This window comes from Maribacter thermophilus, from assembly GCF_001020565.1.
GTDB lineage: Bacteria > Bacteroidota > Bacteroidia > Flavobacteriales > Flavobacteriaceae > Maribacter > Maribacter thermophilus.
This window is the reverse complement of the sequence record NZ_LDAS01000001.1, coordinates 895,449-907,965: the sequence shown is the minus strand read 5'-3', so window position 1 is coordinate 907,965 and position 12,517 is coordinate 895,449. Positions and strand designations below refer to the sequence as shown.

Here is a 12,517-nt window from a genome sequence, read left to right as displayed (position 1 = left end):
TATGGTGGAACCAAACTTTCGTTATAGCCTGTTATTTTCTTAGGTAGGACCTTTACCGCGATTTTTACGATTATCGGAGGAGGCATCCGATTCCATATGTTCTATTAAATTTAGAATCTCCAAATTGTTTTCATGATTGAGTTTTCCGTAGAACCGCATTTCGTCTTTTTTGCTTTCAGGTCGATATAGCAGGGTTTTGCGGTCTATTCGCCTTAATTCGGTAAAAGGTAGCGTATCGCTGGTCGAGAAGGGGACAAGGCGTATTACGGAATCTTTTTCCGCCCAACGGATCTTAAAAGACTGCGTGGTGGATTTATTTTCTATATGTCCCGTACCATTTTTGTTGAGATGTAATATCACTTGCGTTATCGCCCCTTTCATATAATTATATGTTGTGTACGTAATCTGTTTTTCCGCCGCTTGAATTTGACTTATCAGATCATTTTCATTTGTGTAACTTTCATGTTGTTCGGGAGAAAGACCTTCTTGCCTATGGGATGTATTTACTTTAGTTTGACCTTGTAGAAAAGAAAATCGTTCACAGGAAGAAAATAAGGTGAAGCAGAGAGCCGTGATATGTAGATGAAGTACTTTCAAATGTATTTTACTATTTAAAAATGCTTTGGGATACTAATTTCCCTTTTTGGCTACGGATAGAAGAACAACCGTTATACAGAACAAAAGGATCTGTATTGATTGCTTTCATAAAAAGGGGTCAATCGACTTTGTGTATGTGTGTCGAGAGCACCCATTGTTCGGCTTTGTCAAAACGCAAGGTCTCGGAAAAAGCGTTTATTTTCTTAGGGTCGTATAGGAACGAAAATGATAAATCGATAGACGCCTGTAAATAATCATCGCCCATGGCCCTATACAGGGTAAACCCCAATTTAAACTTTGTTTTCATACGATCGTTTTTTACAAAAGTAGGTGGGCCCGTAAAAAGTAAAATCCCTGTTTTCAGGTATTTTGTCCTTGGCTAAAGTCATGATATTTGGCAACGTGTCAAAACGCATATCCAATTAAAACCCCTATCTATGAACACACTTTATATCCTACTTGTTTTTGGAGTGTTATTATACTCTTTGTACAATGCCATTATATACGATAAACGAAGGTTGGAAGATAAAAAAAGTACTAAAGAAGCTCTTGAAACTATGGTTTTCCATAGGGAATTGACAGAGGAAGAACGCAGCCTTTTAGATGAGTTACAAAAAGAAAAAGAATTTAAAAAAACACATAAGCGAATAGATAATAAGGTTTATTTGATTAAGGGAGCGTATAAAAGGCATGGCATTGAAACACGCTATAATACTACATGGCATAATTTCATTGGTGGATTGGAGGTGACGATAGACGACCGTGCTCTCGACTATATAAGAGAAGTTAACATTGCAGAGGTTATTAAGACCGATAAACTTCCTTTAGTTATTGGCCTGAACCATGATTTTTCCCTTGTTAACCATATAATTACTGAAAAACAAATAGAAAAAGGAGAAGTAGGAAAGATTGCGGGAAGTGATGTTGAGCTTATTAGTAATCGTAAGCAAACTAGCTTTGAAGTTCAAGCTGTTGAAAAAGTATGGAAAGGTACTATAGGGGCTTTTTTAACGATTCCAGCCTTGTTTCTTATGGCACTTACTGCTCTTGGTGACGTTTATAGCATCTACGGAGCAATTCCAGGAGGGATTCTATTTGTAGTAGCACTTTACTTTCTTTGGCGTAAACCAAAGTTTTCAAAGCCAGAAGCCATACGTACACTTAAAGGTGTTATAACGTACTCTGCAACGATAGATAATTCTGAAAATATACAGCAAATAAAACCTTTTATGGGTAATATAGAGTTGAAGTTTGAAAAACGGTATTGGTTGCCGTTTATGATTGCTTATACAGCTGATGATATCCCTGTTGAAGTAGATATTTCTAAAGATGGCTGGTTAATGCGTTTTGGATCTTATTTATCACTAGAAACTGAAGAAAAGAAGTATCCGTCTCAACCCTGGTATCGTCACGTTATTATGACGGTAACAGCTATCATAGCACTTATTGTAAGCTTGATTTCAGTACCAGGGTTAACTAACAACATAAGATCTGATGCAGCATATTATTTAACTATTTTTAAGCAATTAAGCTTGTATGCACCCGCAATATTTATGGTTTTAAACCTAATCTTAATAATTATTCATGCGCCATTAGCATACAAAAGTTATCACTATAACAAGCAACGTATAATGAACACCCAGAAATACTATGAAAAGCTAATTCCTCTTACAGAATAAAACCAGTCTAAACCTATTAAATTTTTTAACTCTAATTGAATATTATGAGCACCGATAAAATAAAGCGAATACACGATAAAAAATATAGTATAATTGGTAAACTAACTTATGAAGAGATAATTAACTATTTTATAGAAAGTGAGAATGAAGCTCTTAAATATCAATTTCAAGGTCATTTTTACCCGATGTGGCATTATGAAATTAAAGATGTGTTATCAAAGACTTTAAAAGGCATGGAGGCCGAAATAATGATTGAGGCTTACTTTCATTTAACTAGATTAAATAAATTTATAAAAGTGAAAGAAAGCAATTATCCTTTTTTATTAAAAGGGGTTGAGAAGGGCTTACATTTATTAGGAAAAGGGTATCCTATAAGTTCATCAGACCCTAGTGCTATATTTCTTCTATTTGGGGTTATGAATAGTAATGATTTGGCTAAATTATATGATACAAGCCACACCGAGTATTTGAATGCTTTTAAATTTTTTAGAAAAATTAATTCGTACATAAGTTACCCTAGTTTGAGAAAAAAGTTAAAACCTGAATTATACTTAAAAGATTCACTACTCTTAAAAAGAGCGCAAAAAATGACTTCTTTTTTTAATAATTTTGATTTTAATACCGCGGGAGTATTGGTGTTATTATTAGCCGATACTTCAATGTCATCAAAACAAGCGCTTTTAAAGTATCATACTACAGCTTTAGATCGCGAGATTGTTTGGCTTCTTGGAAGTTTTTATAAAGATTTTGATACTACCAAAGCCAATAAACAACTTTTAAAGGACTTGTATGATCATTATCCGTCAGAATGGGTAGACGACTATGAATATCATTACTAAAAGAATGATGTCAATATTAGATTATCTACCAAAAATAAAGAGACGTGTGAAAGTCAAACAATATATGGTATAATTTATAAAACGTCTGTACGCTTTTTTTTTGTAATAAGAGTAAAAACAATTACTATTAATTGAACTTCAAAGAAGTTTATAATGGCATTGATATTCTCTAGCCAATAGCTTCTAGTAAACATAGATAAGTCAATTAATTCCATTTCTGGTTTAGCAAAAAAATATATAATTCCTGATATAGGGCGAATTACATTAAAATTAATAAAGAAACGAAAACTAAAACCCCTGAAAACAGGGAGTGCCCCTCTCTTTAATATTTAGAAGTTTGTGCTAATAACACAAACCTACATCTAATGAAGAAACTAAACACATTAATTTATGTTGCTTTGGCAATCCACCTTGTTTTATTACTTATTATTGGTATTGAAGGAAGTAACGATGAAGGTGCAATAAAATTTTTAGCAATATTTATTTTAATTCCTGTCTCTATAAATTGTATTGGCTTTTGTATACTGCAATTTACCAGTAATTCTAAGTTAGGAGCCAATGTTTTTATGTACTCAAGCTACGTTTTTGTGCCAATAGGGTTAATTGGGGTAGCAGGAGCAAAAAAAATATTGGACGATATAAACAAAAAATCAATTACCAATGAAAACCTATAAGATCAAAGAAAAATTGCAAAAAAACTCTATGGTAGCTATTATTGTTATAGGAGTCATTTTATTGATGTTTTTTATAGCTACAGGCTACACATTATTGCCTATTGTACCTTTATTTATACTATTGATTTTTTTATATTACTGGCATAAAAAAAATGATGTTCTTACTTTTGATACACACCACCTAGAATTTAAATTTACCCCACTTCAAAGTAAAAGGTTCGTAAAATATAAAACGATAATAGACCTTAAATATAACTCCAAAAAAAAAGTAGTACTTCTTATTACTGAAAAGAAAAAAGTGAAGCTTCCTGTAGGTGGCATAGAAGATCAAGATGCAGAAGAAATTATCTCCTTTTTAAAAAAACAAGTGCAGCAAAATAATATAGCCGTTTAAAAAAAATCTATGAAAAAATTATTTTTAGTATCCATTGTAATGTGCTTTTTTTCAGTGTCACAAGCACAAATCAATGAAATTGGTAAACACGATTTGGAAGAACTTACAGAAAAAATTTTTAAAAAGCATTATAAAGAAAACTATACTGCACATCAAGTGAGAAAATCTAAAAGTCTTTTAGATAGTATCTTTCTTCATACAAACACTTCTCATAGTATAGAAATAAAAGCAGACTACACAACTAAGACACCAAGTATTAAAACGGTAGTTTCTAAAGATAGTAATGTACGGGTAGTTACGGCCTACCCACGCAACCTACCCGAAATAAAGATTGTTCAATATTCGAAGAACAAAAAACAGTTGTTTCTTTTTTCAGATTATGTAGTACAATTAAAATTAGAAGGTGAGGTAAGAATACAAATTGATGCTATTTACAATTTAAGTGACGATACATATTTATTTAGCTGTACCCGTTTTGGGTTTTGGACCAATCCAGAAGATGTGCATGCTTTTACGGTTAATCTAATATCAGGTAGTTTTAATTCAAATACCAACATGGTTTTTTCTGAAAAATTGGAAACGTTTTACCCTCAATTTCCTCCTGAAATTGATACCAAACCTTATTTTAAAATAATCTTCAATAAAGAAGATAAGATACTTACAACCCCTATTCATAAAGATGGAGAAATAAAGGGAATACATCTATACAAATACGACAATGTAAAAAAAGAATTTACATCATTGGGCAAAGAAGAAGCTCCCTTAACGCAAAAATAATGTAAAACAGTTATGAAATCATTTTCCTTAAGTTGTCTATTTTTAGTTTTAACTCTTGTGGGATGTAAAAAGACAGTCCCTGTTGATGAGTATTCAAAATTATATAAGGAAGCAACACATAAATTTCCCAATACGGTAACTAAAAAGGAACATGCTACGGGATTGGAATTAAACATCCCTTTTCATTACAATATTGAAAATGTAACTGCTCAGTTTAAAGAAGAGTTAAGAACAAACATCACGCCTTCTGAAATTTTTAAATTAGAATCAAACCTAACAAACTTTAACGGTTTTGGTGGACGTGTTTATTTAATTGAAAACAGTCAAGCCGATGTAGTTTCAATGGATAAAATATTGAAAAAATATTCATCCCAAATAAAACATATAGTATATCAAGATGCGGAAAGTATCATTTTTTATGATAGATATATGGTCTATACAACGGTCTTTTTTCATTATATAGAAAAAGAAAGGGTTCACATTATTTTTGAAAGTACCAATGTTAGTCAGGGAAATAGTGTATATATTGACGAAAAAGGTGATTCACCATTGTTGTCACAAGCAATGTACGATTTACAAGTTGCTAAAACACTGGTAGAAGAAAGACCTAAGATAAAATTAGATACGGTATCCTGGAAAACATTTAAAAACAACCTAACAGGTAAGCAACGTCAGGCATATAAAGATGTAGCCTCACAAATAATAAAAGTTGCTGATACCATAGCTTTAAATACTGCTGATGAAAGTCCTTATGGCAAGATCCTTCCTTATGTAGGAATAATCAAGGTTCAAGACAAAAGCCCTTTGCTAACAATTTTCAATACAACAAGCTCTGAAAAAGAGATAACCCGATTACTTTCAAAAGAGATTGAAGCTATTGATTATTATACAACTAGAGAATATAAGGTGTTGTTGTTGAATAGAGATAAAAATGCCTTGGTTTTGGCTTTAGAACCTATCTATTTAACAGCACAAAGTGATTACGTTCACGTTTCTATTAATTTGTATACCAATAAGAAAGGAGAGCAATTTTTATTATATGTTTTTCCTGAAGATGAAGCCATGGCTTATTTCTATTCAAAATTTTTAGCTACAATCCAAAATACGAGTGAAGAAGTATAATCAGCACTGTTTGATATAGAGTACAAAGTTGCCAATGAAGTGAAATAATATAATAGCCAACTTCATTATAAAATGAATACAAAGAAAATAGACATAAACTAATCGTCACAAAAGCTATAATTTTTGGGTGGATTAACAGGGTTTAGAAACGATTGTATTTGTTTTCTACGAGCTCTTGCTTTTTGAATTTGTTGTTTACGATTTTTTTCTTGCTAGATAATGTCATTTTTTCTGTATCAATTTCTAACTGCGTTAAATGTCTGTTATCTATTCTGACACAGCTGTTTTAATAGCTTTTGGAGTGTATTTGGGTTTTTCGTGAAGTATGGTTATTAGTTCTCTATTAGAGTACTCTTTATATAACTTTTGTAATTCATTCATAACTATTTAATATAAAAGCTTATTTAAAACTCTTTGGGTAGCGATTAATTTGTAGGTCGTTAATAGTAGCATTTTCCCATGCTTTGATATTGAGGCCTAAAGCGGTATTGATTTGTTTTAGCTTTTCGAGACCTTCCATTTGATTGTCCTTAGGGCAAGGAAATCCGGTCTCGAATACCAATTGCCCTTGTTGGTAAAACCCAAAGAGGTACATGGTGTGGTTGGAGTTTACCCAGTAAACCACCGCTTTGTATTGGTCGTTTTCCTCATATAGATAGGTTTCATATAAGGAGGCCCTATAGGTTTCGTTTAAGGCGTCAGCACCGGAGAAAATTACATTGCCGCTCTCCCTATAATAATCTTTTAAGAACAATTCCTGGGGTTGGTACAATAGCATGCCGTACATAAAGGATTCTCCCCAAACGGAATCTTTGAATATTACAGATTGCTCATCGTACACAGGAGGGTTTTCTTTGTTTGTTTTTTCAAAACCCTTAAATTTTCCCATAAAGGGAAAAACTTGGTCTAGATTGGTAAAAACATAGGCATCGTCATCGTTATCAATAATCCACTCGTTATCAAAAGGCGCTTTTCGCAACCACGCTTTTAAGTTTTTATTGGTAAGTTGGGCCACATCATCGTCCCATTCCAAAGGTTTTTTTGTATTGCACGAAATAAAAGAAATAGTTGTTATTAAAAGGAGCAAAAAGGTTGTAGTCTTCATGTGTAGGTGTTTTATTCGTTCATTAATTAGGGTGCCAGAGCACCTTTTTTTATAAGAAGCCTGGTTTCATGCTTTTTGGGAAGTAGCTTTTAATAGCTCTTCCTTGATGGCGCGTCTGTCGTTTTTATGGAATTCCTTAAGGGGAAGCTTGATTGTTTTAGAGGTTTTCGTAGTAAAAACAAATTTTTTGCCCTTTTCCGTAAAATAGGTATCCTTTAAATCGCTATACCGCACCATACGCTTGGCCTGTATGGGGCTCAGGCTAAATTCTAAATGATCTTCGTCCAGAATCAAGGCCTTATGGTTCTGTTGCCAAAAATATCTGAAGATTAAAACCAGAAGTGGCGGAATCAGTATAGGGTTGATGCTTCCGGTCTTTTTATAAAACATAAACGAGATGCCTATAACGACTACAATGGCAACAAGTATGATTTTGTTGGTGTTCGGGTTAAGTTTATATACTTTCATTATAATTTGTGGTTTGTTCAATAAGTTTATTGGATGCCAAAATTCCGATTACTCCGGCGGGGATAAATAGAAAAGAGGTGTATTTAAATAACTTGGCGCCTATTGCTGTTTTACTTGTAAGCAGGGCCAACATGAAGCCTATAAGGTTCAGTGCCAAGGGAATTGTGCAAAAAAGGCCCACGCTTCTGCGCATGGGGTCGTTGTCTAGCGCAAAAGAAGCCACTATGCCACAGTGCACCAGAAAGCCGATGTACATGCCTATTGGAATTTTTTTAATTGTCATGGTATTCTAGTTTTTGGTGAAGCCATTTTTAATTTCTGAAAAAGTTCTCATGTCATTAATTTGAATTGTGAAGAGCCAAAATTATGAGCGGACAAGATGGTATTTATCCCCAAAAACAGGGATTTCGTTGAAGTGGTTGTTGTAAAAGAAAAAGAGGGTTATACTACTTAATACCGTTGAAAGCGGCTTTGTAAATAGTTTTTTGTTTCCCGGTCTCTATACAATCATCAATTTTTATGGAAGTTAGTAGCACAAGTTTTCAGCCAGCGCTGTGTTTTAGCGTTTCTTTTTAGGTATTGTTCAAAATAGTTTTTCCCGTCTCTATATAGGCACAAATTTTTTCAAAGTTTGGCCATTGTTGCACTTTGCCCTCATTATCCGTCATGCTTTCTATCAATTCGGGTTGAATGACCTCCGAATAGGGAAAGGCCTTTTGGTCTTGCCAATGGCAGTTTTTGTTCGCTTTATATTCGGGTATTTCAAATCCCCAATAATCATGGGTAAGTAACAAATGGGCGAATAGTTTTTGGGCCCTTATGCGCCCGTGATTGTAGTGCGCTATAAAGCTATTGGCTACGTGAATGGTTTTGGCCACATAAATGTCGCTACCGGAACAAATGAAATTTTCCGCCTCTAGGTTTCCCATTACGACCAAGGAAGTGTTGATATCTATTTCTGCATCTATGATCAAATGGTCTACGCTAAGGTTACCCTTGACCACCATGCTGTTTTCCGAAATAGAAGACAGGTCCAGTTGCTCTAAAACCAGATCGTGATCGTAATATAGTGCCGTGGGTTCGGGCACTTGAAACGCTTGCTCACTTGTGGGCATTGTTTCTAGGTACGCCTCGGAAAGCAAGCCCTTCAATTCACCGAGCATATCTTCTTGCTCCTTTTTTCCTTGAGGGCTATTGCTGTATTTGTACTCTTCAATTAACCTGAGTGTGGGGAAGTTGGGAATCTCCTCCGATAGTTTTATAAGGCTCTTTCTTGTCATCGGTAGTATCCGGTATACACTTTTCGATTCGTTTAATTAGTGCAGTTACCATCGATTATATCCTGTAGGGTGGGATTGTATGCGTTCCCTTGGGTAATAAAACTGATGGTTTCGACATTTTCGGTAAGGCAATTGTCCAAGGCACAAAAGTCGCTTAAATTGGAATTGAGATATATTTTGATTTCAGAACTATGGGAAAGGCCTTCAAGGGCACTAATATCCGTTAGGCTGTTATTGTTCGTCAGTAAGAGCTCTTGGACTTTATTTAAGCTGTTGAATCCCTCTAAATGCCCAAGCGCAGGGTTGTTCATTACAGACAGTTGTACACCCACCGTTTCTAGATTTAACAGACCTGATAGGTCATTAAGACTGGGGTTGTCGTTGATGTTTAGGGCTTCCGAAAGTTCGGTTAAATTTTCAAGTCCGTTTAAAGAGATCAACTCGGGGTTATTGCTTATTTGCAAATTCTTTAGGCTTGCAATACGCTCCAACCCCTCAAGGGAAGTCAACATATCGTTATAACTGATAATGATGCTGCCCTGTACTTCTTCCAGATGGGCCAATGCGCTTAAATCTTTAACATTTTCCGTATAATGAACGACCAGATTACCGCCTATTGTTTTGTAATTCTGTATGTTGGGGTCATCCAAATCCGCTTGGGAACGAATCTCCAAATCCCCGTCTAAAAAGGTGCTTTCAGGAGTGGCATCATCGTCCGTATTACAAGAAAGAAAAGTGATGATGGTTGCCAGTAAAAGTAGGGACTTTGTCATTTTTATGGTTTTTGGTTTTTTCAAAAGTAATGTGGCCGTATGGCACAAAGCTCCCTGAAAACAGGGATATTGCTTTTTTGGGCAATACCCGATGCCATGACGCTTTGCGGACTACGGATTATCAAATAGATCAATTTGTAGAAGATCACTTCCCCTTACTTTTAAATCATAGCCCAGTCTATAAGACAAAATACGTTCGCCATAATCTTTGTACAGTTTTGGGACAATCTCGGCACCAAACAAAAGTTCTTGATTTTCGTTGTAGGCTTTTAAGGTAACGGTACCGTTCTGTTTGCTTAATTGGGCATATTTCTCCGAAGGAAACCTACTGGAGGTTTTTAGCCAAACGGTGCCTTCTTGCAACTCACCATTCTTGAAAACGGCTTTGTACTTGGGCCTGTTGTTGCTATACTGAACCACTTCGCCCTGCAATTCGCGGTACGCCTCGGTATAGGTAAGCAGGCGGTTACCCTCTAGATCATAGACCTCTTTCTTTTGGGTGTGTTCATCGAGATAGGTGGTAACGGTTTTAATGTTTTGGTAATTGTTTTGAAACTTAATTTCGGTCAGCCTGGTGTCTTTAACGATGCTTCCGTCTTTATATATTTTTTCGTTGCCATACGAGTCGACCAAAACACCGTCGTAGGGCTCGTTGTTTTTATATAGCAGGCGATAGGTTTTACCGGTATTTTTATCGTAAGATGTGGCATAGCCTTCGCGTTTGCCATCCTTATACAAGACTTTCGATATCTCCTTTCCGGTTTTGTCATATGTAATGGTATAGCCGTCTTTTACACCCTTTTTGTAGTTCTCCTCTAAGGTCTTGGTATTCTTTGCCTCGTAGGATGTTCGGATGCCCGTCCATTTTATGAAGGTACCGTGCTTTTTATCGTTAAGATACTGTCCTTCTTCCTTAATGGTTGTTCCATTCCCGGCGTAACGTATATACTTTCCGTGTCTTTTTCCCTCCTTAACCTCATATTTTCTATGGGTATTGTTGTTGTAAACTACACCAGACCACGGTTTTCCGTTTTTAAAAACAGCTTTGCCGATCAGGGTGCCTTGTCTGGAGTAAAACGCCGATTCGCCATTGGCATTGATAACTTCGCGAAGCACGTTCTTATGGCCTTTAAGGCTCCTGTCATACTCCATCCGGTAGTCTTTACGGCTTACGAGTTCGCCATTTTTTTGGGTTGATATTTCCTTTATCGCATCGGATTGGGAATGATACTCATAAAAAGTACCCGTCTGGGTCGTATAATCGAACTCTGAGATTTGTTCGCCTTTTTCGTTAAAGAATACGCCTTTTTCCTTCTCTTCGGTTTCCGGGTTATAGAACAGCTCGGATCGTTTGTTTCCGTTGCTAAAATAAAAGCTGTGCTTTATCGGTTTTTCGTTTCGGTTATAGACCATCTCTTGCCTAAAACAATGGTCGTCTCTATAATCAAGTATGGTTTTTTGGGTCTTTTTATAGTCTTTGAAGGTGGTCTTCTCTACAATTCTATTTTTATGGTCGTGAAAAAACAGGGTCCCCTCTACGGGAATCGGGCGATATGACTCATTCTCCAGTTTGTCCGGTAAGCCTCCGTTTTTGCTCAAGGCAATCTTAAGTGTTCCCATGGGTTTTCCTATGGTGTCGTAGTACGTTACTACAGAATCTTTTAGCTTGGCAAATATTTTTTTGGAGTTAGGGTAGGGGTACTGTGCCTTGATAACGACGCCGTTTTTATAGGTGATTATTTGGTTGTTTTCATTTCGAACCGTACCGTTCAACTCCCCGTTGATTTTGGTAAGTTCACCCAATTTTTTGCCATCATCGGTATAGCTAACGACTTTAACCACTTCGGTGTCGTCATAAAATTTTTCGCTTGTTAAAACACCAAAGGTGTTAAAGGCTTTGCTGTTGACCCGTTTTTCGTTCGCATAGGTTTCGATTAGTCTTACCGTCCTTTCGTCATGGTAAAATTCAAAATGCTTCCCCTGTGATACCGATAAACGATCAAGTTCGCCTTTATACTGCAAGGCACCCATTACATTGCCCTTTTCGTCAAAGTAGGTTTTAAGCTTTTGTATGGTATCAAAACTACTACGTTGTTCTCCGTTAGGGTAGTAGGCGTAAGAATACAATTGAAAGCCGTCCTTGATCCTCGCAATTCGCTTAGGGCGCATGGGCATCTTGTAATAACTTACCGAGGTGCCGTAGTCATTGCCAAAGTCCAATGCATGGTAGGTACCCAATAACTTTCCTTCGGTATCATAGAACAGCTTTTTGTAAACGCTGCCCTGCTTATAGAAATATTCCTCGCGGGCACCCTTTTTGTCGGTATCGTAAATAATTTCCTTTATCGGGGAATTGTCCTTGTAGGTAACTTCCCGTATATGATAGATGCAATTTTCTTTTGCTGCCCCATTGCTTAGGGGGATGTCATTTTCACGGGTATTCTTTTTACATGTATCGTACTTATAGTAAGTACAAACGCCGTTTAATTTATTGTTTTTATAAGTTTCGGTTTGCATTGCTTTACCATCCCTACGGTACCAAGAGGCCTTTCCTTCGAGGAGCACGCTGTCCTTAAATTTGGAAAGACCGGTCATTTGCAGGGTACCGTCCAGGTAATAGTCGTTAATGCGATAAAGGCCAGAGGCTTCCTTCTTAACCGGCGGCCTGTAATAATGTGCGTTGTCTTTGGTGGTTTTGTTCCAATTATGGTCAAACCATAGGGTGTCTTGTTGGGCCAAGGCGTTTATGGAGAAAGACGCTATTAAAAGTACCGTTGTATATAATTTCATGGAGTTGGTATTAATGGTA

At 36.1% G+C, this 12,517-nt stretch carries 14 protein-coding genes; 6 read left to right on the top strand and 8 right to left on the bottom strand.

Annotated elements, in window-relative coordinates; translation table 11 throughout:
• Positions 1 to 39 precede the first annotated feature (39 nt).
• Positions 40 to 597, bottom strand: coding sequence for a hypothetical protein (locus tag AB657_RS03965; protein WP_047245303.1), 558 nt, complete (start codon positions 595 to 597; stop codon positions 40 to 42).
• Positions 598 to 715: 118 nt separating this feature from the next.
• Entirely contained in the window at positions 716 to 904 is a 189-nt protein-coding gene (locus AB657_RS03960; protein ID WP_047245302.1) for a hypothetical protein, read from the bottom strand.
• A gap of 130 nt (positions 905 to 1,034) precedes the next feature.
• On the opposite strand from AB657_RS03960, the gene AB657_RS03955 reads away from it, so the two are divergent.
• The 6 genes from AB657_RS03955 (at position 1,035) to AB657_RS03930 (ending at position 6,082) form a co-directional block, all read left to right on the top strand.
• Entirely contained in the window at positions 1,035 to 2,276 is a 1,242-nt protein-coding gene (locus AB657_RS03955) for an IgaA/UmoB family intracellular growth attenuator (protein WP_084696373.1), read from the top strand.
• A gap of 44 nt (positions 2,277 to 2,320) precedes the next feature.
• Positions 2,321 to 3,115: a hypothetical protein gene (locus tag AB657_RS03950; protein WP_052958619.1), complete on the top strand. Its 795-nt coding sequence runs from the start codon at positions 2,321 to 2,323 to the stop codon at positions 3,113 to 3,115.
• 365 nt (positions 3,116 to 3,480) lie between these two features.
• Positions 3,481 to 3,789, top strand: coding sequence for a hypothetical protein (locus AB657_RS03945; protein WP_047245300.1), 309 nt, complete (start codon positions 3,481 to 3,483; stop codon positions 3,787 to 3,789).
• A complete protein-coding gene (locus AB657_RS03940) occupies positions 3,776 to 4,183 on the top strand; it encodes a hypothetical protein (protein WP_047245299.1) in 408 nt (135 codons plus the stop codon). Before AB657_RS03945 ends, AB657_RS03940 begins: the two co-directional genes overlap by 14 nt.
• 9 nt (positions 4,184 to 4,192) lie before the next feature.
• A complete protein-coding gene (locus tag AB657_RS03935; protein WP_157491573.1) occupies positions 4,193 to 4,960 on the top strand; it encodes a hypothetical protein in 768 nt (255 codons plus the stop codon).
• Between the two features lie 12 nt (positions 4,961 to 4,972).
• Entirely contained in the window at positions 4,973 to 6,082 is a 1,110-nt protein-coding gene (locus AB657_RS03930; RefSeq protein WP_157491570.1) for a hypothetical protein, read from the top strand.
• Positions 6,083 to 6,482: 400 nt separating this feature from the next.
• Here AB657_RS03930 and AB657_RS03925 read toward each other — a convergent pair whose 3' ends face one another.
• The 6 genes from AB657_RS03925 to AB657_RS17595 form a co-directional block, all read right to left on the bottom strand.
• Positions 6,483 to 7,187, bottom strand: a complete 705-nt coding sequence (locus tag AB657_RS03925; protein WP_047245296.1) for a hypothetical protein — start codon at positions 7,185 to 7,187, stop codon at positions 6,483 to 6,485.
• Positions 7,188 to 7,253: 66 nt separating this feature from the next.
• Positions 7,254 to 7,655 carry a hypothetical protein gene (locus tag AB657_RS03920; protein ID WP_047245295.1) on the bottom strand — a complete coding sequence of 134 codons (402 nt, stop codon included), beginning with the start codon at positions 7,653 to 7,655 and terminating at the stop codon, positions 7,254 to 7,256.
• Positions 7,642 to 7,938, bottom strand: coding sequence for a hypothetical protein (locus tag AB657_RS03915; RefSeq protein WP_047245294.1), 297 nt, complete (start codon positions 7,936 to 7,938; stop codon positions 7,642 to 7,644). The genes AB657_RS03920 and AB657_RS03915 overlap by 14 nt, the downstream gene beginning before the upstream one ends.
• Positions 7,939 to 8,227: 289 nt before the next feature.
• The gene (locus AB657_RS03910) at positions 8,228 to 8,935 is read right to left on the bottom strand and encodes a hypothetical protein (protein WP_047245293.1); all 708 of its coding nucleotides are present in this window, start codon (positions 8,933 to 8,935) and stop codon (positions 8,228 to 8,230) included.
• Positions 8,936 to 8,967: 32 nt separating this feature from the next.
• Complete coding sequence (locus tag AB657_RS03905; protein WP_047247794.1) at positions 8,968 to 9,708, bottom strand: hypothetical protein; 741 nt, start codon at positions 9,706 to 9,708, stop codon at positions 8,968 to 8,970.
• Between the two features lie 111 nt (positions 9,709 to 9,819).
• Positions 9,820 to 12,498: a toxin-antitoxin system YwqK family antitoxin gene (locus AB657_RS17595; protein ID WP_052958617.1), complete on the bottom strand. Its 2,679-nt coding sequence runs from the start codon at positions 12,496 to 12,498 to the stop codon at positions 9,820 to 9,822.
• Positions 12,499 to 12,517 lie beyond the last annotated feature (19 nt).